This is a genomic window from Providencia sp. wls1943, from assembly GCF_009706275.1.
In the GTDB taxonomy this organism is placed as follows: Bacteria; Pseudomonadota; Gammaproteobacteria; order Enterobacterales; family Enterobacteriaceae; genus Providencia; species Providencia zhijiangensis.
Genome location: NZ_WLTU01000007.1, coordinates 469672 through 496037, shown reverse-complemented (window position 1 = coordinate 496037; position 26366 = coordinate 469672). Strand labels below are relative to the sequence as shown.

Genomic DNA, 26366 nt, shown 5'->3' with positions numbered 1-26366 from the left:
GCGATGGTTCTAGTTTATTGGCAGTCTTATTTATTGAAAGCGTTAGCTATTTTGTTGCGATTTTAACCATGCAATTTCTTGTGGCCAAATATCGGGATTGATGGTTTCTAAAATCAGCGGAATACCATCAAAGCGCGGGTCTTTCATAATATAGCTAAATGGCACATAGCCAATATTGCCTTCACCTAAGCTATGATGGCGGTCAACACGACTGGCAAATTCACTTTTCGCATCATTAAGATGCATACCTTTTAAGAATTCAAAGCCCACAATATCAGAAAATTGCTGGAATGTTTTCTCGCAATCTTCCGCTGTGCGCAAGTCGTAACCTGCGGCAAAGGCATGGCAAGTATCAATACAAACACCGACACGGCTTTGATCTTTCACGCGCTCGATGATTTTAGCTAGATGCGTAAAATCAAAACCAAGATTTGTCCCTTGTCCTGCGGTATTTTCAATGACGGCGATAACGCCTTCAGTTTCTTCTAAGGCGATATTGATCGATTCTGCAATGCGGGCTAGGCAATCATCAACGTCAATTTGCTTAAGGTGGCTGCCGGGATGGAAGTTCAGCAGGTCAATCCCCAATTGCATGCAACGCTGCATTTCATCAATAAAAGCGACGCGAGATTTCTCTAATGCTTCAAATTCAGGGTGTCCCAAATTAATGAGATAACTGTCATGCGGTAAAATTTGGTGTTTCCCATAACCGTATTTAGCGCAGTTTTGTTTGAAGCTTTTAATTACTTCGTCGCTAAGGGGGGCTGCTTTCCATTGACGCTGATTTTTGGTAAATAAGGCGAATGCGGTGGCTCCAATTTCATGGGCGCGAATCACTGCTTGGTCAACGCCGCCAGAGGCGCTGACATGTGCTCCAACATATTTCATGATTGACTCCTTTTTTCAGGAGTATGCCATTAATAATTAAAGAAATGAAACCAATAAAAAAATGCCGCTTATGAAAAGCGGCAATCGGAGGTGCTCAAAAAAGGAGACAAATTTAGCAAGTAGAAAATGAGGGTTAAAACACCGACTGGATAACAACGTTAATTACAATACCGCCAAAAATTAACCAAGCGAACAAGATAGCAGCCATCAGTAAAGGTTTGATCCCTGCTTGTCGAATCGCACTGACATGGGTGGTTAACCCTAATGCCACCATCGCCATCGCTAATAAGATGGTATCTAACGTAATAATTTGTTTAACCAGTTGTTCAGGTAATAAGTTGAATGAGTTAAACGCGGCGACCAAAATAAAAATCACGGCAAACCAAGGGATCGTAATTTTACTTTTCTGAGCGCCTTCTTGTGTGCTGGCCGCATTTTTACGACTAATAAATGCAGACAAGATAATTAAAAACGGCGCCAGCATCATGACACGCAACATTTTCGCTATCACAGAAGCATTTTCTGCATCTGGACCAATAGTATGACCTGCGGCAACCACTTGGGCGACTTCATGAACGGTTGAGCCGATATAAACCCCGAACGTTTCTTGAGTTGCAGGGATCCAGCCGAAATGTGCATTTAACTGATATAACCATGGGTAGACAAAAATACCGATGGTACCGAAGATCACCACGGTTGAAACGGCAACAGCGACTTTACTTGCAGACGCTTTAACCACGGGCTCGGTTGCCATTACAGCGGCGGCACCACAAATACTGCTACCTGCACCGATTAACATGGTGGTTTCATCATCAAGTTTGAATACTTTTTTACCAAGCCAGTAAGCTAAGAAAAAAGTGGAGGCTAATGTCAGGGCATCAATAATTAATCCTGTGGCTCCCACGTCGGTAATTTGCTGAAAAGTAAGGCGAAAGCCATACAGAATAATACCGGCACGTAAAAAATAGTGCTTAGCAAATTTGATCCCTGCATCGCTACTTGTACTAATAGCAGGGTAAACGGTATTTCCCACACAAATACCAAGAAGAATAGCCAAAGTGAGCGCACCCAGCCCAATATCCATAAACCATGACTGTTCCCCAAGGTATATGGCAATGGCTGTTAAAATTCCCGCTAAAATAATCCCCGGAACAAGTTTTAGAATAGGGAATGAATTATTTTGTGTGATTGCTTTGGTTCCAGTTTTATCCATGACTACACTCTTTATGACGACTTAGATTAAGTTGGAATAAGCATATAACAAAAAATTCAATAATATAAATTGATTGCTTTTGTATTATTTATCTAAAAAATAGATTAAGAGTTTCTTCTGGTATATTGCTAATAAATGATTAATATTAACAATATTATTACAACTACATAATCATCTTGGAGCTTTCTGTATGCGTATTACACTGAGGCAGCTTGAAGTATTCACGGAAGTATTGAAAAGTGGCTCCACGACGCAGGCATCGCAATTATTAGCGTTATCGCAGTCCGCAGTGAGCGCTTCACTGACTGACTTGGAAGGGCAGCTAGGCGTGCAACTTTTTGACCGTGTAGGTAAACGACTTGTTACTAACGAACATGGGCGCCTACTTTACCCAAAGGCATTAGCGTTATTAGAACAAGCATTTGAAGTCGAGCAACTGTTCAAAAAAGAGATGGGCGCAGTTCGTTTGGCGGCTAGTACCACAATCGGTAACTATATGTTGCCTGAAATTTTAGCTGGGTACCGTCATGATAATCCTGAAATTCCACTGGAGTTATTCATTGGGAATACTGAGGAAGTCATTAAAGGTGTGATGGAGTTTCGGGCGGATGTGGGGCTGATTGAAGGGGTCTGTCATAGTCCAGAACTCATTTCAAAACCATGGTTAAAAGATGAGTTAGTGGTGTTTTCTGCACCAAGTAACCCATTAGCGCAGAAAAAAGTGACTTTAAAAGAGTTAAAAGATGCGCCATGGATCTTGCGTGAAAGGGGTTCTGGTACGCGCGATGTTCTAGACCAACTACTATTCGCACACCTTCCAGGCTTCCATATTTTGATGGAATTAGGTAATTCCGAAGCGATTAAACATGCGGTACGTTTTGGGATGGGTATCAGCTGTTTATCTCGACGCGTGATTGCGGAGCAGTTAGAGAATGGCACGCTGGTGGAGCTTGAAGTGGAAGAGTTACAACTTGAGCGTACGTTATACCTGATTTATCACCGTCAGAAGCATCTTTCTAACGCGATAACCAATCTGCTGGATTATTGTCATTGACGTTTTGTTCACCATAACGTGTTTTGCTAATAATTATCGCTGGATTATGAAGGTATCTTATAACAGCAAAGAGTTGCTTAGTTCTGCCGTTTGAGTTTGTTAGAATCCCCCGCGTTATTGACTGAAAATAAAATACAGGGAACAGATGGCAGAACAACATACAACGACATCGATGAGCGGCGGACCAAGATTACGTCGAGAACTAAAAGCTCGCCACCTCGCAATGATCGCAATTGGCGGCTCCATCGGAACCGGTTTATTTGTGGCATCTGGTGCCACGGTAGCGCAAGCTGGGCCGGGTGGAGCGCTCCTCTCATACGCCATTATTGGTTTAATGGTGTATTTCTTAATGACCAGCTTAGGTGAATTAGCGGCATACATGCCAGTCTCTGGTTCCTTTGCGACTTATGGCGCAAAATATGTCGATGAAGGCTTTGGCTTCGCATTAGGTTGGAACTACTGGTACAACTGGGCGGTGACTATCGCGGTTGACCTTGTGGCGGCGCAATTAGTGATGACCTACTGGTTCCCTGATACCCCAGGTTGGATCTGGAGTGCTATCTTCTTAGCAATCATTTTCTTACTGAACTACATTTCCGTTAAAGGCTTCGGTGAAGCCGAATATTGGTTCTCGCTAATCAAAGTGACCACGGTGATTATTTTTATCGTCGTCGGCGTGCTGATGATTTTCGGCATTATGAACGGTGCAGAAAACGCAGGTTGGCATAACTGGGAAATTGGTGATGCACCATTTGCAGGTGGTTTCTCTGCAATGATTGGCGTGGCGATGATCGTAGGGTTCTCATTCCAAGGTACTGAATTAATCGGTATTGCGGCGGGTGAGTCAAAAGATCCAGCAAAAAATATCCCACGTGCAGTACGTAAAGTTTTCTGGCGTATTTTGCTGTTCTATATCTTCGCGATTTTAATCATCAGCTTAATTATTCCTTACACTGATCCAAGCTTACTGCGTAATGACGTAAAAGACATTAGCGTGAGTCCATTTACGCTAGTATTTGAAAATGCAGGCTTACTATCAGCGGCAGCGGTGATGAACGCCGTTATTTTAACCGCAGTTCTCTCTGCGGGTAACTCAGGAATGTATGCCTCAACGCGTATGCTGTACACCTTGGCTCGTGAAGGTAAAGCACCGAAAATTTTTGCTCGCCTGTCAAAAGGTGGCGTACCTCGTTATGCATTGCTGGCAACCACGGTTGTGGCGGGTCTATGCTTTTTAAGCTCAATGTTTGGTAATCAAACCGTGTATTTGTGGTTATTAAATACATCAGGTATGACTGGATTTATCGCATGGTTAGGGATTGCTATCAGCCATTATCGCTTCAGAAGAGGCTATATTGCACAAGGTAGAGACCTTAATGACTTGCCATATCGCTCAGGTTTCTTCCCAATTGGGCCAATTTTCGCCTTTATCCTGTGCTTAGTGATTACACTGGGTCAAAACTATCAAGCTTTCTTAGAAGATAAAATTGACTGGGTAGGCGTCACCGCAACCTATATCGGTATTCCTTTATTCTTAGCTATCTGGTTCGGATATAAAATCGTGAAGAAAACCTCGATTATCCGTTATAAAGAGATGAGCTTCCCGTCATATAAAGAGAATTTAGAGAAGTAATTTTCTCTTAAAATTAAGATGTTAATGGGTAATGTGAGTCAGTTAGTTTGCTGACGACATTACCCATTTTTGTTTTCTAAGAGGATGACGTTGATTGGATGTTTTCCGGTGTAACTAGCGTTGCACGCAGCACCATCTCTCCCGCATCAATTAGCGCGGATAATTCCTCTTTTGTTTCGCCCGCTCTCGCTCGTAGCGATACTGAATGCAGTAGTGCGATAAGCGTTTTTACCAGTAATCGCGCATTTTCAGGTTCACGTAAGGCCGATTTTTCTTTTTCGATACAAGCGATAAGCATCGTCTCCTGTGCAAGGATAACGTCTTTTAGGAAGGCTTGTACCTGTGGGTCATCGGTTTCTGCTACGGCAGTGGAGAGCACCATACAGCCCGTTTTACCGTCTACGCCGTTATACAAGGAGACGGTGGCACGAAGCCAACGGTTAAGTCGTACGAACAACGGCTCATTGGGCGATTGCTCAGCCAGCGCTGCTGTGTAATGTGCCTGCGCGATTTCACCAAACCGTGCCATTGCTAATTCATACAGTCGCGCTTTGTTTCCAAAAGCGGCGTAGAGACTGGGTTTTTTCATCGCAGTGACGTCAACCAAATCTTCAAGTGAAGTCGCGGAATACCCCTTGCGCCAGAATAACGCCATGATGTTGTTTAGCGCTTCATGGCTATCATAATTTCGTGGTCTACCTTTTTGTGCCATTTTATTACCATTCAGTACAAAAATAGTTTACTTCATTGTATATCATATATTATCTTACCGATCAGTATAATAATGATGATTAAATAACCAATGGTAATAGAATGAATAAATATGATTATGCCATTAGCACGGACGCAGGGTTGACAACACCGTCAATTCAGGCGCTGATTGCAGGGGGAAGGGCGCAACAATCTTCTTTACTTAAAGTGGGTATTTTTGTTTGCCCAGGATTTATGCCAATGGACATTAATGGGGCACAATCCGTTTTTACTATTGTGGGCGCTGAAATTTATTTTATCTGGAAGCGTAAAGAGTTGCTTGAGGGCTACATAGGGTGGCCAACTATGCCAACAATGACATTCGATGAGTGCCCTGATGATTTAGATGTTTTAGTCACGGGTATTGTGCCTCCAGAGGTTATTGAAGATCCTGAAGTGATTCAGTTTTTTGCTCGGGTTGGGCATACCGCAAAAACGGTGATTGGTACTTGCTATGGCTCGTTAATGCTAGGAACAGCAGGGTTATTGCGGGGTAAGCGGGCAACCAGTAATAGTAATGTTGTCCCGATGCTACCAGACGTAGGGGCAATCGCCGTAGGGGGCAGTGATGTCGTCATCGATGGTTCGATTTATACCTCTGGACCCGCAACCGGTTCATTTGACGCCTCACTGTTGGTGCTCAAAGCCTTGCGGGGGGAAGAAGTTGCCTCCCTTGTCGAATTGGCAATTGAGTATGATCCTCGCCCACCGTTTCGTACCGGTTCACCTGAACTCGCAGGCCCTGAAATGACAGCAATAGCACAGCAGATGACTGCACCACTAAACCAACAGTATTACGCTGCGGCAAAACGCGGTTACGCACAGTTTAGCCAGAATATTAATCAATAACCTTCCGTATCTACTGTCTTTTCGCGCTTGTATTTAGTCTTCTTTTGGCAAGCGCTCACCTTTTTTCGTTTTTAATAGGATCTACGACTGATGAATAATCAGCCGCAGATCTTGATTCAAAAGATTTAACCTTTGACTTAAGTCACACAATTCATCACGGAAAGTCATGAAACATCTAATAATGGTATTGATAAGTATTACCATTTACATTATTGTTACCGACTGCGAATGAGAGTTAATTACTTAATTGATTTAACTTCAAAAGTGGTAAACCTCAGAAAGTATCATGTCAAAAAAATAATAAACCTTTGGGGCGTTAGACGACCCATGCTGAGCATAGAAAATTCATTGTTAAGATAAAGAAATCTCTTGGAGAATTGGGAATGGTTGTTTTTACTAAAAGAAAAATAGCAGTTAGCATTATTGCGGCTATCAGTGCGGTACCTGCTTTTGCGGATGACAGCAGCGATAAAATTTTTGTAACAACTGCATCAGGTTATCAGCAAAAGATTGAAGATGCGCCAGCATCAATTTCCGTAGTGACACGTGAACAGCTAGAAACGAAAGCTTATCGCGATGTGACGGATGCCCTGAAGGATGTTCCAGGTGTTCTTGTTACTGGTGGTGGTAGCAGCTCCGATATTAGTATCCGAGGGATGGATGCAAAATACACCATGATCCTTATCGATGGGAAACGTGTTGATACACGTAGCATCCGACCAAATAGTGATGGAGCAGGTATCGAACAAGGCTGGTTGCCACCACTACCTGCCATCGAACGCATCGAAGTGGTTCGCGGTCCAATGTCCTCTCTTTACGGCTCTGATGCTATGGGCGGGGTTATCAATATTATTACTCGTCGTGTTCAGCAAGAGTGGACAACGAGTTTACGCGCAGATACTACCATTACAGAACGCAAAAATTCAGGTAATACAGGGCAAGGTAGCTTCTATACATCGGGACCATTAGTTGATGGTTTATTGGGAATAAAGTTACAGGGTCAATATTCACACCGAAGTGAAGATAAAATTATCGATGGATTTGGTCGCCAAATTATGACCAGTGGTGGCGGTACATTATCACTGACACCCAATGAGCAAAATGCCTTTGATTTAGACTTTAAAAAAGATAACCAGCATCGTGACTATCGTGAGGGTTATACCGCTGCTTATGGTGATGGTAGCGGATTTAGTAAGTACGATATGACTCATATGGCTTTAACCCACACGGGTACTTATGATCTTGCATCGACAGACACTTATGTTCAGTACGATGAAGCGAAAAACCCAGGTCGTAAAATGACGGCGGAAGATTTAGTCTTCCGTAACCAAAGTGTTTTCTTACTGGGTGATCACAGTGTCAGTATTGGTGGTCAGTACCGTAAGGAAAAGCTAAAAGATCAAAGTAATAAGCTGCCGGGAAATAGCGAGTTAGACAGATACAGCTGGGCATTATTTGCAGAAGATGAATGGTTAATGACAAATGACTTTGCATTAACGGGTGGTCTGCGAATGGATAATGATGAAAACTATGGTGCTCATTGGACTCCTCGTTTATATGGTGTTTGGCATGCAGATGAGCAATGGACGATTAAAGGTGGTGTATCTACAGGTTATAAAGCACCAAGTTTACGTGAATCGTCGGCAAATTGGGGACAAGCAACGGGTGGTGGTAAAGGAAATGCCGTTATTTACGGTAACCCGGATCTGAAACCAGAGAAAAGTATCACTGAAGAGATTGGTGTTATTTGGAATAATCAAGATAACATAACTGCAGGGGTTACTATTTATAATACTGATTTCAAAGACAAAATTACGGAAATCAGACGTTGTGACAATAGCATTGACACAATCAGAGACTGTACATTAGCGGATGGTGAAGGTGATACCCCAGGTAAACCGTACCGTTTTGTTAGCGATAAAGCCAACGTTGACAAAGCAAGAATGCAAGGTGTTGAAGTGACTTTCAACTGGGGAATTCTTGATAACCTCGAATTTGCAGCGAACTATACCTATACGCACACAGAACAAAAAAGTGGCGTAAATAAAGGTAAACCGTTGAGTAAACAGCCTAAGCACATGGTAAATACCACCTTGACTTGGGATACAACGGAAGATTTACAAACTTGGGGTCGTATGAATTTCCGTAGTGAAACTTCAGATTATCAAGGTCGTGGTCAGCAAATGAGTAAAGGGACGCCATCCTACGCACTGTTTGACCTTGGTACGAGTTATAAACTCAGTAAAAATGCCAATATTGTTGGTGGTGTTTATAACGTGCTAGACCGCCGTGTCGATAAAGGAACTTATGGTGCCGAGTTAGAAGGCCGTCGTTATAATATCGGCATCAACTATAACTTCTAATTAAACCATTAGTTTTTGTTTATCTAAGCCCTTTGGTTAATCGCCAAAGGGCTTTTTTTTGTACTATTATTTAAAAGAAAATAGGTATTCAAAAAGAAAATCAGTAATTCGGAAATAAAGATATAGTTATTTACCTCTAACTGCGTCAATCTTCCTCACCGCGATATGGAGCCGAGCAGGAATAGACTATGCCCAAATTTAACCGTTATTTTAGAGCTAGTTGTCTGAGTTTTTTACTATTTATCGGCGGTATTTCCCATGCCCTTGCAGGTGACCCTGGACCTTACCGATTAGTTTTTCTCGATATCTCGCAATCACCGTATCAAGATGGTCAAAAATTATTAATCGAATTACGCAAAATGGAGCGGCTTTCTTCAGTTCAAAGGGATGCCTGCTTTATGTGTAATGGAAATGATGAAGGTGATTCTGAGGTAGAAGTCTTATATGTCTACTCAGTTCCGGTGGGATTATCCATCGAAGCACTTCGCAAAGCTGTCAATGGTGATGTTGAAGCGAGAAACAGTATGCAATCGGTACTGGGTAATTTTAAAGATCAATATGATTATGGCGTGGATGGTTTATTGATTTACAACCATCAAGAGGGAAAAGTAACGGTCTATACGATGGATAACAAAGTCGGTAGTCCATTGCAGTCAGAAACCAAAGCCGTAAAAAGTAAATTACTGCACTCAAGTTTAGATATGTTATTGGAAAAAAGTGCCGCGAAATTAGACCGACCGGTTTAGCATTTTATTAAGGATAATCAATCGGCTTTAGTGCCATTTATCGTCTTAAAAGCATGCCATATTAGCTATCAGAACGGAAAGTCCAAAATTATCAGAATTTCTCATCGAAAAGGGGGCGTTTTGTTAACAAATTGGCTTGCTATTTACAGGTATGACGTGCAAAATGCGCGGACTAAAAAATGACTGATGCCTGATAAAAACCGGCATCGGTTTTTTTGCTTTTTAGGGTTCTTTCATTTTAACGGGGCCGGATATCAGGCCGGATAGATAAATAAATATTTACGTGTAGCTAATATTTCATGCTACAGCTTTGAGGAATGCTTTTATGGCTTACTTTTTCGCACTGGCAGCAGGGCCAAGCGGTCGTCGTTGCCGCATTGATGACTACGGAGCAAACACCGGCTTCGCACAGGCGCTTTTCCACTTCTCTTCTTTCTTCTCTGCTTATAGGCAGATGCAAAGTCTTCCCAGTAACTGTCGATTGAGTCGAAGTACGCAATCGAAAGTTATGGGAGGGCTTTATCATGCAAAATAATTCCGTACCTTTAGATATCGGCCACAACCAAACTGGCGCCAATAACCGTGTTCAACTTGCGAAGACATTAACGCTTGTACAAGTTGTTATGATTGGTATTGCGTATATCCAGCCAATGACTATCTTTGATACTTTCGGAATGGTATCAGATAAGACGGGTGGTCACGTCCCGACTTCATACATTATTGCACTTGCTGCGATACTGTTTACTGCACTGAGCTACGGTAAGCTGGTTAAACGCTTCCCATCTGCTGGTTCAGCCTATACTTATGCCCAGAAATCAATGAGTCCACATATTGGTTTCCTTGTGGGTTGGACATCTTTGCTGTCCTACATTTTCATGCCAATGATCAATATCTTATTGGCAAAGATTTATTTGCAAGATATTTTCCCGAACGTTGAACCTGCGTATTTTGTTATTGGCTTGGTCATTTTAATGACGGCTGCCAACTTACGAGGCATCAACGTGATTGCAAACTTAAGTACCGTAATTGCGATTATCCAAATGGGGGTAATGGCGGTATTTACAGGTTTAGTGATCCACGGGGTTTCAAATGGTGAAGGGACAGGGGAGATCTGGACATTCAATCCATTTGCGAATGAAAAAACTGAGATGATCCCACTGATTGCTGGGGCAACCATACTCTGTTTCTCATTCTTAGGTTTTGATGGGTTAAGTTCACTGTCAGAAGAGACTCCAAACGCAGGTAAAGTCATTCCTCGTGCAATTTTCTTAACTGCACTGATTGGTGGCGTGATCTTTATTACCGTTTCGTTCTTCTTACAGCAATTTTTCCCAGACGTTTCACGCTTTGCGAATATTAACGAAACACAGCCTGACATTATGCGATTTGTGGCCGGGTCATTCTTCCAAGCCATTATCCTTGTGTTCTCCTGTGTCACGGTATTAGCATCTGGTATGGCGGCTCATGCGGGTAGTGCGCGTTTAATGTATGTAATGGGTCGTGATGGCGTATTCCCAGAAAAAGTGTTCGGCTACGTTAGTCCAACATGGCGTACTCCAGCGTATAACGTTTTATTAGTAGGCTTCTTAGCCCTCGGCGCTATTTGGTTTGAGATGGACTTTGCAACCGCATTAATTAACTTCGGTGCGCTGATTGCATTTACATTCGTCAATATTTCAGTCATCAGCCAGTTCTTTATCCGTGAACGCCGTATTAAAGGCTTCAAGAACATCATGAACTATTTGATATTACCGATCATCGGTACGCTAACAGTCTGTGTGCTGTGGCTGAATATCGAAGAAGATTCAATGGTTTATGGTTTGATTTGGACGGCGGTTGGTCTGGTGTATATGGCAGTGCTTACTCGTATGTTCCGTAGGCCGATGCCGCAGATGAGCGACGTTTAGATATATTCTTCATTCTTCGTGCTGTAGCGTTGTTAGCTACCACAATGAAATAGTTAGAGAAAGCAATTCTTCATTCTTCGCGCTGTAGCGTTGTTGGCATCATAAAGTCACCCGAATCACATACTCATGTATGCTCATCGGGATGACTTTATTTGCCGCCTAGCTACAACACGAATTATTTTGAATGTATGCAAGCATCGAAATAATTTAACGGCAAACGGCAAACGGCAAACGGCAAACGGCAAACGGTAATTGAAGACTAATAAAAACAGCGCCTTTGGGTGCTGTTTTTGTTTTTAAAGGGTATTAATAATTTCTTAACATATTAATCTTATGTGATATTGTGGATGGGTTTAATGACAGGACCCTGACAGGAAGGCATGAGATGAATGATGTAAAAAATCCTGAGAACCAACGATTATTACTCACACTCAGGAACATTGTTGGCAAGAAAAATATCCTTACCGAACCCCATAAAACAGAACGTTATCGCAAAGGCTTCCGCTCAGGAGTGGGTGATGCTATTGCCGTTGTATTCCCAACCACGTTACTCGAACAGTGGTATGTATTTAAAGCCTGTGTTGAATCTGACAAAATCGTGATCATGCAAGCGGCAAACACGGGGCTCACCGAAGGCTCAACTCCAAGCGGGTATGATTATGATCGCGATATCGTCATTATCAGCACGTTACGCCTAAACCAAATTCAAGTGCTACCCGAATTTAACCAAGTGGTCGCGATGCCTGGTAGTACGCTCTATGACCTCGAGAAAATCCTCAAACCACTGGGGCGTGAACCTCACTCTTTAATTGGCTCTTCATGTATTGGTGCATCCGTTGTGGGAGGAATCTGTAATAGTTCTGGTGGCTCCCTTGTCCGTCGTGGCCCTGCCTATACTGAGTTGGCTTTATATGGACGCGTCAATGAAGATGGCAAAGTTGAACTGGTAAACCATTTAGGTATCGAATTGGGGAAAACCCCAGAAGAGATCTTAACCAACCTACAAAACCGCCGTTATAGTAGCGAAGATATTGTAAATAGCGAAAAGTTGGCATCCGACCATGATTATGCAGAACGTGTGCGTGATGTCGACGCAGACACACCCTCGCGCTTTAATGCGGATGAGCGTCGTTTGTTTGAGGCCTCTGGCTGTGCGGGTAAATTAGCTGTTTTCGCTGTTCGCTTAGACACTTTCCCTGCGGACAAAGCCACCCAAGTTTTCTATATTGGTTCGAACAATCCAGATGTCCTTGAAGACATTCGTCGCCATATCTTGAGTAAGTTTGAAAACTTACCTGTCGCGGGTGAGTATATGCACCGTGGCTGCTTTGATATTGCAGAAATTTATGGCAAAGATACGTTCTTAATGATCGATAAATTTGGTACCGACAAAATGCCAACATTCTTTACCATTAAAGGGCGTATGGATGCGGTATTGAATAAAGTACCACTGCTGCCATCAAACTTAATTGACCGTACCATGCAGCTGCTAAGCAAGCTGTGGCCTTCTCATTTACCACCGCGCATGAAACAGTTCCGTGACCAGTACGAGCATCATTTAATGCTCAAAATGGCGGGAGACGGTATTGATGAAGCAAAAGTCTGGTTGAAGTCCTTCTTCGCCACAGCGGATGGTGGCTATTTTGAATGTACACCAGAGGAAGGCGCAAAAGCATTCTTGCATCGTTTTGCCGCTGCGGGATCTGCCGTTCGCTATCATGCCGTCCATAATAATGATGTAGAAGATGTCCTGCCGCTAGACATAGCATTAAGACGCAATGACCGTGATTGGTTTGAAAAACTGCCACCAGAAATTGAAAATCTGATTGTGCATAAATTATATTGCGGACATTTTATGTGCCACGTTATGCATCAAGATTATGTCCTGAAAAAAGGCGTGGATCCGAAAGAGTTAAAACAGAAAATGTTGGAGTTGCTAGATGCGCGGGGCGCTCAGTACCCAGCAGAGCACAATGTTGGGCATTTATATAAAGCACCGGAACAATTGAAATCGTTCTATAAAGAGTCCGACCCAACAAACACGATGAACCCAGGACTCGGAAAAACCACCAAACGGAAACATTGGGAAGGGGACTGCGGCTGTGATCACTAGATCGCTAGATCAATGAAAGATAATAAAAATGGGCAGATTTTCTGCCCATGAGGTTGATAACAAAGAGGGATAAAAGCGTGGTTTTTCCCTCTTTGTGTTATCCGGCGAAAATCAATAAATTGATTTTCCTCGTTAATGTTACAACCCAAAAGAGCCATATTCATCTCTATCTCTGACTATTAGTTCGCTAACTATCAGCTTGCTAATTCGGCGGCATAGTTCACTAAGGCTTTTAATTGTTGGCAGCGTTTTTCATCTTCATGATGAACTTCCATGAGCAATTGAATTTGCTGTAGATAATCCGTTAAACGACTTTCAGTAAAATAATCGCGGCGATGCTGTAACCAACGCTGTTGCTCTTCATAAGAGAGTGTTGCAGGGAAATTGCGTGCCTTATAACGGAAAAATAGCTCCTTCATACGCTTATCTTCAAAGCTAAGATCTAATGCGGGTAAATTTTGGGGGGGCGTTTCGCGAATAATGTCCATCGTAGAGCGGTCGGATGGGCTGAAAAAACCATTATAGATTTGGCTATCCACGTCATTCGATTCTTCAAATTGTTGGGCGACGCTAAACAACTCAATCAGTTTATTACGCACATCAGGATTCTTACGCAACAATTCTAAATTACGCATACACCGGTCACGGTCAATACCTGTACGCTCAGCATCCACCGTTCTCAAGGTCTTTTCAGGGGCAAGGATTGGGCATTTATTGATATGCACAAGTTTAACTGGGACGGGGAGCTCATCACCTAATTCGGCTTTCGGTGTGTATAAGCGCTCACGAAGTTCATCTGCATTTAACGTGAGAAGCGGCGACATATCGGCAGACAGGTCACACATAATCACCGCATTTTTATTCTCAGGGTGCCACGCGAGAGGAGCAACTAAGCTAATATAAGAGCGTACCGCGCCAAACATCCCTGATACATGAACTAACGGGGTCATATCCACGATATCGATCAGCTGGTTAACTTTGTTTTTATTTCGCAGTTGATAGAAATAATCAAACATGCGGGGTTGAGCTTGTTTTAGCAATTTAGCCATATTGATGGTCGCTAAAACGTCAGACATCGCATCATGGGCATTTTCATGGGCTACGCCGTTAGCTTTGGTTAAATGTTCAAGGCGCAAGCTAGGTAGCCCGTCATCATTTTCTGGCCAGTTGATCCCTTCAGGGCGTAATGCAAAACACGCGCGTAATGCATCCAACAAATCCCAGCGAGAATTACCTTGTTGCCAGCTATAGGCATAAGGATCATAAAAGTTACGATAGAAAATATTTCGCGTCACTTCGTCATCAAAGCGAATATTGTTGTAACCCATAATGCAGGTATTAGGTACGCTGAATGCGTTATGAATACGCTTCGCAAATTCCGCTTCATTCACGCCGTTCGCCATCGCGATTTGCGGGGTAATGCCAGTTATCATTACCGCTTCTGGCTGAGGAAGATAATCATCCGTAGGTTTGCAGTAAAATACTTCAGGTTCATCGATGATGTTGAAATCTAAGTCTGTCCGCACACCCGCAAACTGAGCAGGGCGATCCAGAGCAGGATGCTTACCAAATGTTTCATAGTCATGGATAAAGAAGGTCGGCTGATTATGCTTATTTTTCAAAATGAGGTCCATCGTCGATTTAGGTGAGTAATGCAAACGCATAACGGTTTGATGCTATGGTAAACCATCTGGCAGAAAATCTAAACTTATGTGGGGGATAGCGATTGCATTATATGGGATAGATACTGAATAAGAGCCTCTTGGCCGCCATCTTCATTAGCTTCAAGCAAAGCGTGCTCTAAATAACATTTAATAAGGTGGGGTTCATTTCGTAGAAGCTAAGCGATGGCATCGCTATGAAGGCGTGTTTTATCCATATTAACCTCAAAAGTAGTCTAGAAAAATTGAGTATAGAAAATAATCTGGATCAAAAAAATAGATGAACCTATACTAGATGTAAGAATATATCTTATACGAGAAAGCTTATGGCAAGAACAATGACAGTCGATCTCGGTGATGAACTTCGTGATTTCATCGATTCATTAGTTAATTCAGGTGATTACAGAACGCAGAGTGAAGTTTTACGTGATGCCTTGCGTTTACTTAAAGAAAAGCAAGCGCAATCCCATGTGCAAGAATTAAAAGATCTTATTGCTGAAGGGTTGAGTAGTGGAACGCCAATCGCTTGGGATCAAACCAAATTCCTTCAACGGATGAAAGATAAGGTTAAAAATGAAAACGATAAATCTGACCCCAAAAGCGAATGAGGATTTAGAAGCTATTTGGTGGTATAGCCAGAAGCATTTTGGGACTAAAAAGGCGGAAGAGTATCTCATTCGGCTCACTAACAGTTTTGAGTTGTTAGCTCACCATTATATTGGTGTACAACGACGAGAGTTAGGACGAAATATATTCTCGTTACCCGTTGAGAATCATACTGTCTTTTTTATTCCTTCCAAATACTTCAAAACAGTGATCCGTGTATTGAATCAATACCAAGATGTTATGAGTAACATTAAATCAATAAAATAGCGAATGTATCTTGTAAGGTGACCCTAGAAGAAGGTATTGTGTTAATAGGCAATACATTTTGATTATTGAATAGGGGATTTTAAACATGGACAACGCCAACAAACCAACTTTCCAGAATGTACTGGAATTTGTGCGTATGTTTCGTCGTAAAAATAAAATTCGTCGCGAAATCACGGATAACGAAAAGAAAATTCGTGATAACCAAAAGCGTGTTCTGCTGTTAGATAACTTGAGTGAGTATATCAAACCCGGTATGTCTATTGATGATATCCATGGCATCATTGCAAACATGCGTAGCGACTATGATGATCGTATCGATGATTACATCATCAAGAACGCTGAGTTATCTAAAGAGCGTCGTGAGATCTCTAAAAAGCTTAAAGAGATGGGTGAGCTGGCGCGACCTGAAACTAAGTAATTATCACCTGACTTAATTTTAAGGAAGCTGAGCTATGTCTCAGCTTTTTTTTTAGTAATAAAATGAGATGGTTTACTTAATGATTAGTTGATTGGATTTAAAATATATATATATTAATAACTTAGTTTTATTATGAGTTTTCATTCGCATATGTGTTTTGTTATCATTAACTCTTTAGTTGGTAAGAAAACACGCAATGAATAAACGATATTATATTAAAAATATGTGCTGGGGATGGTTTATGGGTTCATTATTTTTATACTCTTGTTTAGATAATGAGCTTAAATATAAACCATTAATTATACTGATAAGCATTATTGGTATTGTAATTTTCCCGCTGGCTAAATGGGCTGTGGAAAGCTTTTTTTTAATTTTTACTACTAAAGAATTTTGGAGTAGAGGCTTGTTGATGGACACTCCAAGTAAGGCTGGAGGATTAGCTTTGTATCATGGTGTTGTTTTTTCCTTCGCAATTCCAATAACGTTAATATTTATAATAACTATATTTATAAAAAGATGGCAGTAATCAAATGAACTGCCTTCTTGTGGCTTACTATAGACCAACTAGCTTATTTGCTTTTTCTACCAAGCTATCATCAATTAGAGACCCTATTCCGGCAAGTATGAGTCCATAGCCTAATATACCAACTGGTCCACCTAATAAAAAACTAAAACCTAAACCAGCAATACCCGTAGCACTAATTCCTATTAATATAGTTTCTACTTTCACAAAAAATGGTCTCCAATTATCAGTTTCTACGGCTTTAACCAATTCAATTCTTAGGTCGTTAGCATCAATTGAATAGCTTACAAGGCCCATGCCTTTACTGAATTTTTTCAAGTTTTTTGCAATCTCATCAACGTTGAGTGATTCTAATGCTGATGCAATAATTTTCCGGTTTTTAGTATCGATTTTTTTATTAATATTAGTTTTATATTTATCATAAGCTCTTAATGCATCTTCAACATTACGAATCCTTTTTCCTCTGGATTGCTCCGCTATAGTTTTAGCCAGTTTTTCTGCTTTTTCTCCATAGGTATTAAAAACGTCTTTATAAAAATCAGTTGTAAATTTAACTGACTCCTTAATCTCCTCTGACTCTATTTTATTTATTTCATTTAAATCCTGCTCTATTTTCGGTTTCATCATTGGGTACAACCCGCCAAAAGAGCGCCAATAAATGGTATACATTAATTCAAGTTGTCCACTGTGATAGGCGCTTAACATTTTTTTTATAAGGAGATGTCTTTTCGAAACAGCAATTACCGATCCCACAAACTCCGCATAATCCTTTTGCCATCGCATTCAGAATGTGGTCAGGCAGAATTCTGTTGTAACTTACATGAAGGGTTGGGAGTAGTAATACACCATCGCTTGCATAGGCATGGCCTGGCCATTTTTCCAATGGTCTATTTGTGTATAATCATAATCCATAGAAATATCCTCATTAAGTGTGCTTTCCCACGGTACATATGTCTTTTATGCAAATGTACAATGCAGTTATCTACGATATTTCGTCAAAGGCTTTAAGATGATAAATTTCGTTAGTATTTAATAAATTACAACAGGCCCAATTTTTTTTGGCAAAAAAAAGCCTTGATAGTTTCCCATCAAGGCTTTCGTCAGTGACTTGCTAAAATCAGACGCTAGCAGGTTTTGCCATTTCTGATGTCGCAACATTGGCTGCCACATGCCCACCTGCACCTTTAGATTCAAAGGTTGATGGCTCACGTTGATACTCTTTAATTTCAAAGTCTGACGCCATTACAGCAGGCGCTGGGGCTTTCGTCATTGGTGAGTATGCATGGCGCTTATGTAAGCTAACTGTATTTGTTGTTGGAGCGGGTTCAATCACGGCAGTTTCAACGACTGCTGCAGTCACTGCGGTTTCAATTACCACATCTGCAACGACAGGTTCAACAACCGTTTTGATTTCTTCAGCGACAGGGACTTCAACCAGAGTTTCAACGACAGCTGATTTTGTCTCTTCGATAACGTCTGTTGCTATATTTTCAGCAACAACATTCTCAACAACATCGCTTTCCATTGCAGCGGCTTCAACAACAACGCTGGATTCAGTTTCTACTTTCGGTGCTTCGATAACAGTTTCAGTAACAACTGGGGCTTCAGTGAGCTCGGCTTTCACTTCAACATGTTCAATCGGTGCAGCTACCACAGGCGCTTGAACGGTATTTTGTTGTTCCAGCATCTCTTCATTGGTCATGATAGCCATGCTTTCTTGTTGAGGCTGAACAACAGGGTAGCGAATAAACACTTTACCAGAGGCCAATTCAGGGGAGGCTACAGCCGCCGCTAAAGGCATTGGTGATTTATTCAGATGACGCTCATCACGGTAACGGCGGCGACGCTGACCACTCACACGCAGATGACGAGGTGAACGACGAGAACGGCGTGGAATGATGGTGTCTTGTTTTTCATCATCATCTAATTGTTCTGAGTTAGTCGCTAAGTTGTCACCTTCGTCCAGAGAAACATGAGATTGTTTTTTCTCAACATTCACTGCTACTGGTAATGCCGCAATCGGTGCAGATTTTTCTGCAACAATGGCGGTATCAGCAACCAGTGAAGTTTCTGCTGCTTGGTCATTGTCAGTCACACGAATTTTTTGTGTTAATTGACGGCGTTGACGACGAGGAGCAACAGGGCGTTGTTCTTCTTCATCTTTCTCTACAGCGGCATTATCAACAGCGTTTTGCTGGTTATCTTGCTGCATTTTTGCAGTTTGTTGTTGACGTTTTTCATCTTGACGACGGCGACGTTCTGCACGCTGATCACGACGTTGCTGCTGATTTTCGCGGTTTGCACTGTCAGTAGTTTGCTCTTCAACTTGGTTCGTATTCTTGTTATTACGTCCCTTGTTGCGGTTTGCAGCATCTTCAGATTGTGCATTGCGATTATTACGGTTATCGCGATTGTCGCGGTTATCACGATTTTCGTAATTATCATCGCGGTCGCGACGATTGTTATTACGGCGGTCGTTATTATTGCGACGACGATCATTATTGCGGCGACGGTCATTGTTATTCTGACGTGGTTTCTGCGCTGGTTTTTCAACGGCTTTTTCTTCTTCAGCAAAGAGGCCTTTAAAGAAAGCCGCAATTTTGCTAAATAAACCAACTTTAGGTTGCTCATCCACTTTGGCACGAACGGGTGCTTTAGCCGGAGCTTCTTTTGGTTTCAGTGCAGGAACTTCAACTGGCTCTTGCAGTGCAAATGCTGAAATAGCAGGTTGTTCAGGTACTTTACGCTCAGTCGTCGCTTCTTCACCGTGGTTTAAGGTTTCAGTTTCATGATACTGGGCTAAGTTGTAGCTCAGGGTTTGAACTTCTTCACCTTTACGGATACGGATGACGTGGAAGTGAGGCGTTTGCATCTGGTCATTCGGTACAATCACAACGCGAACGTTACGCTGACGTTGTTCAATTTCCGTAACGGCTTGGCGTTTTTCGTTTAACAGGTATGACGCGATTTGCACAGGGACAATCGCATGCACTTCATGGGTATTTTCTTTCAGTGCTTCTTCTTCGATTAAACGCAGTACTGACAGTGACAGCGATTCGTTATCACGGATAGTACCCGTACCTGTACAGCGTGGGCAGACGTGATGGCTGGACTCACCCAATGATGGGCTAAGACGCTGACGAGACATTTCTAACAGACCAAAGCGTGAAATACGCGCGATTTGAATACGCGCGCGGTCTTGGCGAACGGCTTCACGTAGGCGGTTTTCAACTTCACGCTGGTGGCGAACTGGAGTCATATCGATAAAGTCGATAACAATCAGTCCACCTAAGTCACGTAAACGTAATTGACGTGCAATTTCGTCAGCGGCTTCAAGGTTTGTGTTGAATGCAGTTTCTTCGATATCACCACCACGGGTTGAGCGTGAGGAGTTGATATCAATAGCCGTTAATGCTTCGGTTGTATCGATAACTAACGCACCGCCAGAAGGTAAACGCACTTCACGTTGGAACGCAGATTCGATTTGAGATTCGATTTGATAGTGACTAAACAGAGGAACATCGCCACTATAATGTTTAATTTTGCTAGCAAAATCACCACGACCAATCGCTTCGATATGGTTACGTGCCATCTCAACCACTTTCGGGTTATCGATGAGGATTTCGCCGATGTCAGGACGTAAATAATCACGGAAAGCACGGACGATCACATTACTTTCTTGGTGGATTAAGAATGGAGCTGGACGGTTTTCAGCTGCTTTTTGAATCGCTTCCCAGTGGCGTAAGCGGTACAGCAAATCTTGTTGCAGGGATTCTGCTGATTTACCCACACCCGCAGTACGGACGATTAGCCCCATGCCATCTGGAATTTCTAAGCAAGATAATGCTTCTTTTAATTCTGTACGGTCTTCACCTTCGATGCGGCGAGAAATACCACCGGCACGTGGGTTGTTTGGCATCAGAACTAAATAACTACCCGCTAAGCTGATGAATGTGGTTAAGGCTGCACCTTTGTTACCACGTTCTTCTTTATCAACTTGAACAATAACCTCTTGGCCTTCTTTCAGCACATCTTTGATGTTAGGACGACCTTGGGAGTGATAATTGCTAGGGAAGTATTCGCGAGCGATTTCTTTGATAGGCAGGAAACCGTGTCTTTCAGCGCCATAATCAACAAAAGCAGCTTCGAGGCTTGGTTCAATACGGGTGATTTTACCTTTATAAATGTTGGCTTTTTTTTGCTCATGACCTGGGCTTTCAATATCCAAATCGTAGAGTCGTTGCCCGTCAACAAGGGCAACACGCAACTCTTCCTGTTGAGTTGCGTTGATTAGCATTCTTTTCATGTTATTACTTACTCATTATTTTTTAAATAATAGAGCAGCGAAAGAAGGAGCTACTGTAAACCGATGGCCTCATGATTTTTACAAAGCCGTCTACCTCTCGGCAGTCGTTCGTATAGAGGCGCGCAGTATTCGGTGAACCTGATTTTTAGATTAAAAATTCAGCGTTCTTAATCAGGATGCCGTAGATTTCTTAGAAAACGGAGACTCCCAACCCAATAAGCTAAAATTCGTTGCTCGCTAATTTATTTGATTTAGTTAGATGTCTTACGCCATTGCAGCATCGTTACGCCATCAAATAATAAATTCCTACAGTATTACGTCTAACTTGTATTCTACTAGCTAAAAATAATTATAGCCGAAAGTGCAAAAACACCTAAAGCTAACATAGCAAAGCCAATTTTCGTTTTTAAACATCTTGGCACCGCTTATTATTCCATTGCCAAGTGCATTATAGCAAGTGCAACGTAAGTTATATGGAAATTTTATTAAGAAATTGAGCCAATCATGCAGAAATTGACCAATTTAAAAAAAAACATAAAAAAATTCGTGGAGTCGGTATGATATACCGATGTAAGTGAGACTATTTATTCATCAATCAGAGTTAACGCATTCCCGAATGAAAACAGAAAACCAAGTCCAATTTATTGATATTAGCGATGACGAAGCAGGGCAACGCATAGATAATTTCTTGCTGAGCAAGTTAAAAGGTGTTCCTAAGAGCATGATTTATCGCATCATCCGTAAAGGTGAAGTGCGCGTCAACAAAGGGCGAATTAAGCCTGAATACAAATTACTCGAAGGGGATCAAGTTCGCGTCCCGCCAGTGCGTGTTGCTGAGCGTGAAACTGCACCAGTTTCAGCGAAATTGGATAAGGTAGCAGCATTAACGGACTGCATTCTATTTGAAGACGAATCCATTTTAGTCATCAATAAGCCATCAGGCACCGCAGTTCATGGTGGTAGTGGCTTGAGCTTTGGGGTTATTGAGGGACTGCGTGCGTTACGTCCTGAAGCACGCTTTCTGGAGCTAGTGCATCGTTTAGACCGAGATACTTCGGGGATATTGTTAGTCGCCAAAAAACGCTCAGCTCTACGTGCGCTTCACGAACAATTACGTTTAAAACAGATGCAAAAAGATTATTTAGCGTTAGTGCGTGGCAATTGGCAGTCACATACTAAAGTTGTACAAGCTCCCTTATTGAAAAATATTTTGCAAAGCGGTGAGCGTATTGTTCGAGTCAGTAGTGAAGGGAAGCCGTCTGAAACGCGTTTTAAAGTCGAAGAGCGATTTGAAAATGCGACGCTAGTTAAGGCGAGCCCTGTGACTGGACGTACTCATCAGATCCGCGTACATACTTTACACGCAGGTCATCCAATTGCTTTTGATGATCGTTATGGAGATAGGCAATTTGATAGCCAGCTGGCAGATACAGGACTGAAGCGCTTGTTCTTGCACGCCTATTCACTGAAATTTACTCATCCAAAAACAGGTGAAGAGATGCGAGTCGTTGCACCTCTACATAATGATTTGAATCAGTGCCTGAAAGTCTTGAGAGCGAAAAAAGCACAGTAACAGTAATAATAAAGGTTAGCGATTCCCAGCAGGTTAGCTAACCTTATTCTTTAGTCTAAGAGTGGATTGACGCCATGCTGGCGTAACATTTCCAGCAATAAAATAGTTGGCAAACCAATCAACGTGTTTGGATCTCGCCCCGAAAGCTTATCAAACAGGCTAATGCCTAATCCTTCCGATTTAAAACTCCCCGCGCATTGATAAGGCTCGTCTTTATTCAGATATTGTGTGATCTCTTCATCAGTGAGCTGCCTAAAATAGACATCGAAGGGTTCGCACTGAAGATTAAATTTACCTGTCGCACTATCTAATAAGCAAAGTCCAGTATAAAAAGTCACCCGATGACCTGACGCTGCTTTGAGTTGTTTAAAAGCATTATTAAAATTATGCGGTTTTCCGACGATTTTATCGTCAATGACGCAAACTTGGTCAGAGCCAATAATTAAATGCTGTGGATATTGTTGAGCCAAAGCATTGGCCTTTTCGTGAGATAAGCGCAGCACTAAAGCTTGAGCCGATTCCTGTAGAACTGGGGTTTCATCAATGTTGGGCGCAGCAGCAAGAAATGGGATGCCCAGCTTCTTCAGTAAGGCTTGTCGGTATTCAGAGGTTGACGCCAAAATAATCGATTTCATGATTTTTCTCGAAACTCATAGCCAAAAGGGTTAACTCATTTTAAACTATATCCGCTTAACCGGCGATTTTTTGGTGAAAAGGCGAGTTTATCCCGCCTTTTTCTTTGACTATAGTTCATTACAAAGTTAATATGCGCGCCTTATGCAAAAGGTAAAATTACCCCTGACTATCGATGCGCAGCGTGCAGCTCAGAAAAACCTCGACTATGTCGGGAGTTACACACCTGAGCAAGTTACACGAATTGCCGAATCAGTAGTCAGTGTAGATAGTGATGTTGAAAGCAAATTATCATTTAAAATTGATAATCAGCGCTTGACGGTCATAGAGGGGCATTCTGAATTGGATGTCACCCTACAATGCCAACGTTGCAGAAAAGATTTCAAACATCATGTCTACGTATCGTATTGTTTTAGTCCTGTCGTCAGTGACGAAAAGGCCGAAGCATTACCGGAACAGTATGAACCAGTTTATGTAGATGAATTTGGTGAAATAAATTTGCTGGGAATGTTAGAAGATGAAATAATTCTATCCCTACCAGTGGTTCCGGTTCATGATTCTGAACACTGTGAAGTGTCCGAAGCGGACATGGTGTATGGTGAACTACCTCCTGAGGTAGAGAAACCAAATCCATTTGCCGTATTAGCCAGTTTAAAGAAAAGTACTTAAGGAGTAAGGTCAATGGCCGTACAACAGAATAAACCAACTCGTTCAAAACGCGGTATGCGTCGTTCACATGATGCACTGACTGCTACCCTAGTTTCTGTAGATAAAACTTCCGGTGAAACTCACCTGCGTCACCACGTGACTGCAGATGGTTACTACCGTGGCCGTAAGGTTATCAGCAAGTAATTGTTGATACTTTGGCTAGTCTAACCATCGCGTTAGATGCCATGGGCGGGGATGTTGGTCCCCGCGTCACGGTGCCTGCTGCATTGCAGGCACTGGCATCTAATCCAGCATTAAAATTACTGCTTGTCGGTCAACCCGAAGCCATTCATCCTTTGCTTGCACAACAAAGTGCGGAGCAAATTTCGCGTATCGAAATTATCCCTGCCGAAAACGTCATTGCTAACGATGCCAAGCCATCCCACGCAATTCGCCAAAGCAAAGGGACATCAATGCGAGTGGCATTAGAGTTAGTGAAGACAGGCCAAGCACAGGCTTGTGTGAGTGCGGGTAATACTGGTGCACTGATGGGCTTGGCAAAATTGATGTTAAAATCAATTGAAGGCATTGAACGCCCAGCGTTAATGACCATTTTGCCAAATCAGAAAAAAGGAAAAACCGTTGTCCTCGATTTAGGGGCTAACGTGAATTGCAGCAGTGAAATGCTCGTGCAGTTTGCAGTGATGGGTTCAGTGATGGCGGAAGAAGTTGCCAACATCAATCAACCTAAAGTCGCTTTACTCAATATTGGTGAAGAAGAGAGTAAAGGGCTGGACAATATCCGCGAAGCCGCCGCTATGTTGAAAGAAACGGCGTCAATTAATTACATTGGTTATGTTGAAGGCAACGAGTTGCTGACAGGTAAAACAGATGTATTAGTGTGTGACGGCTTCGCAGGTAATGTCTCACTAAAAACAATGGAAGGGGTGATTCGTGTCATTCTTTCATTGTTAAAATCAGCCGGTGAAGAGAACAAAAAAAGCAGTTGGTTTATGCAACTCGCTAAGAAATGGTTGAAAAAACGGCTAATGAAGCGTTTTGGGGATATGAACCCCGACCAGTATAACGGCGCGACTCTGTTAGGATTAAAAGGGATTGTTATCAAAAGCCATGGCGCAGCGAATGAAAATGCGTTTAAAGCCGCCATTGAGCGTGCGGTACAGGCTGTTGAACGACAAGTTCCCGAAAGAATAACAGCTCGACTTAATATTGTTTTACCCAGGAGTGATCAATAACCTATGTACAGTAAAATATTAGGAACAGGCAGCTATTTGCCATCGCAAGTTCGTACCAATGCTGATCTGGAAAAAATGGTTGATACTTCTGATGAATGGATTGTAACGCGTACGGGTATTAAAGAGAGACGAATTTCAGCTGCCGATGAGAACGTGTCCACAATGGGTTTCCAAGCAGCAAAAAATGCGCTGGAAATGGCACAGGTCGACAGCAGTGAAATTGGTTTAATTATTGTCGCGACAACCTCCGCAACTCACGCATTCCCAAGCGCAGCGTGTCAAATTCAGCAAATGCTGGAAATTAATGATTGCGCGGCATTTGATGTGGCAGCGGCTTGTGCTGGTTTTACTTATGCTATCAGTATCGCTGATCAGTTCGTTAAAACGGGCATGACCAAAAAAGCACTGGTAATTGGTGCGGATGCGTTATCTAAAACTTTAGACCCAAATGATCGCGGAACCATTATTCTATTTGGTGATGCCGCGGGTGCTGTGGTGATCGGTGCTTCTGAAGAACCCGGGATCATTTCTACGCATCTACATGCCGACGGGCGTTATGGGGATTTACTCTCCTTACCAAACCGTAGCCGCTGTTCAGATGACCAAGCTTACTTGTCCATGACAGGTAATGAAGTATTCAAAGTTGCTGTGCGTGAATTAGCCCATATTGTCGATGAGACATTGGCACAAAACGACATTGCAAAAGAAGAACTTGATTGGTTAGTACCACATCAAGCAAATTTACGAATTATTTCCGCGACCGCAAAAAAATTGGATATGACCATGGATAAAGTGGTTGTTACGCTGGATCGTCATGGAAATACTTCTGCGGCATCAGTCCCAACAGCACTCGATGAAGCAGTGCGCGATGGTCGCATTCAGCGTGGCCAATTAGTGTTATTAGAAGCATTTGGTGGCGGCTTTACTTGGGGCTCCGCACTGGTTCGTTTTTAATTTAC

General features: G+C 42.3%; 24 protein-coding genes. 17 read left to right on the top strand and 7 right to left on the bottom strand.

Annotation, left to right across the window (positions count from 1 at the left end; translation table 11 throughout):
• Window positions 1-42: 42 nt before the first annotated feature.
• Together nfo and GKR48_RS04420 are read right to left on the bottom strand one after the other, a co-directional pair.
• Window positions 43-888: a deoxyribonuclease IV gene (gene nfo, locus GKR48_RS04425; RefSeq protein ID WP_154627171.1), complete on the bottom strand. Its 846-nt coding sequence runs from the start codon at window positions 886-888 to the stop codon at window positions 43-45.
• A 133-nt stretch (window positions 889-1021) separates the two neighbouring features.
• Window positions 1022-2101 carry a YeiH family protein gene (locus tag GKR48_RS04420; RefSeq protein WP_154627170.1) on the bottom strand — a complete coding sequence of 360 codons (1080 nt, stop codon included), beginning with the start codon at window positions 2099-2101 and terminating at the stop codon, window positions 1022-1024.
• Window positions 2102-2291: 190 nt separating this feature from the next.
• Between GKR48_RS04420 and yieE the strand changes: the two genes are divergently transcribed.
• Together yieE and GKR48_RS04410 are read left to right on the top strand one after the other, a co-directional pair.
• On the top strand, window positions 2292-3155 hold the full coding sequence (gene yieE / locus GKR48_RS04415; RefSeq protein WP_154603562.1) for a DNA-binding transcriptional regulator YeiE: 864 nt from the start codon (window positions 2292-2294) through the stop codon (window positions 3153-3155).
• A gap of 145 nt (window positions 3156-3300) precedes the next feature.
• On the top strand, window positions 3301-4788 hold the full coding sequence (locus tag GKR48_RS04410; RefSeq protein WP_154603563.1) for an amino acid permease: 1488 nt from the start codon (window positions 3301-3303) through the stop codon (window positions 4786-4788).
• Window positions 4789-4864: 76 nt separating this feature from the next.
• Here the strand turns inward: GKR48_RS04410 and GKR48_RS04405 are convergent, their stop codons facing one another.
• The gene (locus tag GKR48_RS04405; RefSeq protein WP_154627169.1) at window positions 4865-5500 is read right to left on the bottom strand and encodes a TetR/AcrR family transcriptional regulator; all 636 of its coding nucleotides are present in this window, start codon (window positions 5498-5500) and stop codon (window positions 4865-4867) included.
• A gap of 101 nt (window positions 5501-5601) precedes the next feature.
• Between GKR48_RS04405 and GKR48_RS04400 the strand changes: the two genes are divergently transcribed.
• The 6 genes from GKR48_RS04400 (at window position 5602) to dld (ending at window position 13516) form a co-directional block, all read left to right on the top strand.
• Complete coding sequence (locus tag GKR48_RS04400; RefSeq protein ID WP_154627168.1) at window positions 5602-6387, top strand: DJ-1/PfpI family protein; 786 nt, start codon at window positions 5602-5604, stop codon at window positions 6385-6387.
• Between the two features lie 383 nt (window positions 6388-6770).
• Window positions 6771-8750 (top strand): ligand-gated channel protein, encoded by a 1980-nt coding sequence (locus GKR48_RS04395; protein ID WP_154627167.1) that lies wholly within the window; start codon window positions 6771-6773, stop codon window positions 8748-8750.
• 188 nt (window positions 8751-8938) lie between these two features.
• Window positions 8939-9496 (top strand): hypothetical protein, encoded by a 558-nt coding sequence (locus GKR48_RS04390; RefSeq protein WP_154627166.1) that lies wholly within the window; start codon window positions 8939-8941, stop codon window positions 9494-9496.
• Window positions 9497-9821: 325 nt separating this feature from the next.
• Window positions 9822-10031 (top strand): hypothetical protein, encoded by a 210-nt coding sequence (locus GKR48_RS04385; RefSeq protein ID WP_154627165.1) that lies wholly within the window; start codon window positions 9822-9824, stop codon window positions 10029-10031.
• On the top strand, window positions 10021-11403 hold the full coding sequence (locus tag GKR48_RS04380) for an APC family permease (RefSeq protein WP_132495302.1): 1383 nt from the start codon (window positions 10021-10023) through the stop codon (window positions 11401-11403). Before GKR48_RS04385 ends, GKR48_RS04380 begins: the two co-directional genes overlap by 11 nt.
• Before the next feature lie 385 nt (window positions 11404-11788).
• Entirely contained in the window at window positions 11789-13516 is a 1728-nt protein-coding gene (gene dld, locus GKR48_RS04375) for a D-lactate dehydrogenase (protein WP_154627164.1), read from the top strand.
• A gap of 194 nt (window positions 13517-13710) precedes the next feature.
• Here the strand turns inward: dld and sbcB are convergent, their stop codons facing one another.
• Complete coding sequence (gene sbcB, locus GKR48_RS04370) at window positions 13711-15150, bottom strand: exodeoxyribonuclease I (protein WP_154627163.1); 1440 nt, start codon at window positions 15148-15150, stop codon at window positions 13711-13713.
• A gap of 353 nt (window positions 15151-15503) precedes the next feature.
• On the opposite strand from sbcB, the gene GKR48_RS04365 reads away from it, so the two are divergent.
• From GKR48_RS04365 to GKR48_RS04350, 4 genes are all read left to right on the top strand, one after another.
• Window positions 15504-15785: a type II toxin-antitoxin system ParD family antitoxin gene (locus tag GKR48_RS04365; protein WP_036953050.1), complete on the top strand. Its 282-nt coding sequence runs from the start codon at window positions 15504-15506 to the stop codon at window positions 15783-15785.
• Window positions 15751-16050, top strand: coding sequence for a type II toxin-antitoxin system RelE/ParE family toxin (locus tag GKR48_RS04360; RefSeq protein WP_154627162.1), 300 nt, complete (start codon window positions 15751-15753; stop codon window positions 16048-16050). The genes GKR48_RS04365 and GKR48_RS04360 overlap by 35 nt, the downstream gene beginning before the upstream one ends.
• Before the next feature lie 85 nt (window positions 16051-16135).
• Window positions 16136-16468 (top strand): PTS system regulator TmaR, encoded by a 333-nt coding sequence (gene tmaR / locus GKR48_RS04355; protein ID WP_036953053.1) that lies wholly within the window; start codon window positions 16136-16138, stop codon window positions 16466-16468.
• Window positions 16469-16709: 241 nt separating this feature from the next.
• Window positions 16710-16994, top strand: a complete 285-nt coding sequence (locus GKR48_RS04350) for a colicin E1 family microcin immunity protein (protein WP_230088583.1) — start codon at window positions 16710-16712, stop codon at window positions 16992-16994.
• A 27-nt stretch (window positions 16995-17021) separates the two neighbouring features.
• On the opposite strand, the gene GKR48_RS04345 is transcribed toward GKR48_RS04350, so the two are convergent.
• Entirely contained in the window at window positions 17022-17618 is a 597-nt protein-coding gene (locus GKR48_RS04345) for a colicin-like pore-forming protein (RefSeq protein WP_230088581.1), read from the bottom strand.
• A 490-nt stretch (window positions 17619-18108) separates the two neighbouring features.
• Complete coding sequence (rne, locus tag GKR48_RS04340) at window positions 18109-21297, bottom strand: ribonuclease E (protein WP_154627159.1); 3189 nt, start codon at window positions 21295-21297, stop codon at window positions 18109-18111.
• A gap of 616 nt (window positions 21298-21913) precedes the next feature.
• On the opposite strand from rne, the gene rluC reads away from it, so the two are divergent.
• Complete coding sequence (gene rluC, locus GKR48_RS04335) at window positions 21914-22870, top strand: 23S rRNA pseudouridine(955/2504/2580) synthase RluC (protein ID WP_036953062.1); 957 nt, start codon at window positions 21914-21916, stop codon at window positions 22868-22870.
• A gap of 50 nt (window positions 22871-22920) precedes the next feature.
• Here the strand turns inward: rluC and GKR48_RS04330 are convergent, their stop codons facing one another.
• Window positions 22921-23505 carry a Maf family protein gene (locus GKR48_RS04330; RefSeq protein ID WP_154627158.1) on the bottom strand — a complete coding sequence of 195 codons (585 nt, stop codon included), beginning with the start codon at window positions 23503-23505 and terminating at the stop codon, window positions 22921-22923.
• Between the two features lie 142 nt (window positions 23506-23647).
• Here GKR48_RS04330 and yceD point away from each other — a divergent pair, with 142 nt between their 5' ends.
• The 4 genes from yceD to GKR48_RS04310 are packed head-to-tail and all read left to right on the top strand — an operon-like array spanning window position 23648 to window position 26361.
• Complete coding sequence (gene yceD / locus GKR48_RS04325) at window positions 23648-24172, top strand: 23S rRNA accumulation protein YceD (RefSeq protein WP_036953067.1); 525 nt, start codon at window positions 23648-23650, stop codon at window positions 24170-24172.
• Window positions 24173-24184: 12 nt separating this feature from the next.
• Window positions 24185-24355: a 50S ribosomal protein L32 gene (gene rpmF, locus GKR48_RS04320; protein WP_006660802.1), complete on the top strand. Its 171-nt coding sequence runs from the start codon at window positions 24185-24187 to the stop codon at window positions 24353-24355.
• 11 nt (window positions 24356-24366) lie between these two features.
• A complete protein-coding gene (gene plsX / locus GKR48_RS04315) occupies window positions 24367-25407 on the top strand; it encodes a phosphate acyltransferase PlsX (RefSeq protein WP_071992158.1) in 1041 nt (346 codons plus the stop codon).
• Between the two features lie 3 nt (window positions 25408-25410).
• A complete protein-coding gene (locus GKR48_RS04310) occupies window positions 25411-26361 on the top strand; it encodes a beta-ketoacyl-ACP synthase III (protein ID WP_154627157.1) in 951 nt (316 codons plus the stop codon).
• The last annotated feature ends 5 nt before the right edge of the window (window positions 26362-26366 follow it).

Coding starts and splice junctions, on each gene's coding strand:
- nfo (WP_154627171.1), bottom strand. CDS start 888: ATGAAATATGTTGGAGCACATGTCAGCGCCTCTGGCGGCGTTGACCAA.
- GKR48_RS04420 (WP_154627170.1), bottom strand. CDS start 2,101: ATGGATAAAACTGGAACCAAAGCAATCACACAAAATAATTCATTCCCT.
- yieE (WP_154603562.1), top strand. CDS start 2,292: ATGCGTATTACACTGAGGCAGCTTGAAGTATTCACGGAAGTATTGAAA.
- GKR48_RS04410 (WP_154603563.1), top strand. CDS start 3,301: ATGGCAGAACAACATACAACGACATCGATGAGCGGCGGACCAAGATTA.
- GKR48_RS04405 (WP_154627169.1), bottom strand. CDS start 5,500: ATGGCACAAAAAGGTAGACCACGAAATTATGATAGCCATGAAGCGCTA.
- GKR48_RS04400 (WP_154627168.1), top strand. CDS start 5,602: ATGAATAAATATGATTATGCCATTAGCACGGACGCAGGGTTGACAACA.
- GKR48_RS04395 (WP_154627167.1), top strand. CDS start 6,771: ATGGTTGTTTTTACTAAAAGAAAAATAGCAGTTAGCATTATTGCGGCT.
- GKR48_RS04390 (WP_154627166.1), top strand. CDS start 8,939: ATGCCCAAATTTAACCGTTATTTTAGAGCTAGTTGTCTGAGTTTTTTA.
- GKR48_RS04385 (WP_154627165.1), top strand. CDS start 9,822: ATGGCTTACTTTTTCGCACTGGCAGCAGGGCCAAGCGGTCGTCGTTGC.
- GKR48_RS04380 (WP_132495302.1), top strand. CDS start 10,021: ATGCAAAATAATTCCGTACCTTTAGATATCGGCCACAACCAAACTGGC.
- dld (WP_154627164.1), top strand. CDS start 11,789: ATGAATGATGTAAAAAATCCTGAGAACCAACGATTATTACTCACACTC.
- sbcB (WP_154627163.1), bottom strand. CDS start 15,150: ATGGACCTCATTTTGAAAAATAAGCATAATCAGCCGACCTTCTTTATC.
- GKR48_RS04365 (WP_036953050.1), top strand. CDS start 15,504: ATGGCAAGAACAATGACAGTCGATCTCGGTGATGAACTTCGTGATTTC.
- GKR48_RS04360 (WP_154627162.1), top strand. CDS start 15,751: ATGAAAACGATAAATCTGACCCCAAAAGCGAATGAGGATTTAGAAGCT.
- tmaR (WP_036953053.1), top strand. CDS start 16,136: ATGGACAACGCCAACAAACCAACTTTCCAGAATGTACTGGAATTTGTG.
- GKR48_RS04350 (WP_230088583.1), top strand. CDS start 16,710: ATGGGTTCATTATTTTTATACTCTTGTTTAGATAATGAGCTTAAATAT.
- GKR48_RS04345 (WP_230088581.1), bottom strand. CDS start 17,618: ATGATGAAACCGAAAATAGAGCAGGATTTAAATGAAATAAATAAAATA.
- rne (WP_154627159.1), bottom strand. CDS start 21,297: ATGAAAAGAATGCTAATCAACGCAACTCAACAGGAAGAGTTGCGTGTT.
- rluC (WP_036953062.1), top strand. CDS start 21,914: ATGAAAACAGAAAACCAAGTCCAATTTATTGATATTAGCGATGACGAA.
- GKR48_RS04330 (WP_154627158.1), bottom strand. CDS start 23,505: ATGAAATCGATTATTTTGGCGTCAACCTCTGAATACCGACAAGCCTTA.
- yceD (WP_036953067.1), top strand. CDS start 23,648: ATGCAAAAGGTAAAATTACCCCTGACTATCGATGCGCAGCGTGCAGCT.
- rpmF (WP_006660802.1), top strand. CDS start 24,185: ATGGCCGTACAACAGAATAAACCAACTCGTTCAAAACGCGGTATGCGT.
- GKR48_RS04310 (WP_154627157.1), top strand. CDS start 25,411: ATGTACAGTAAAATATTAGGAACAGGCAGCTATTTGCCATCGCAAGTT.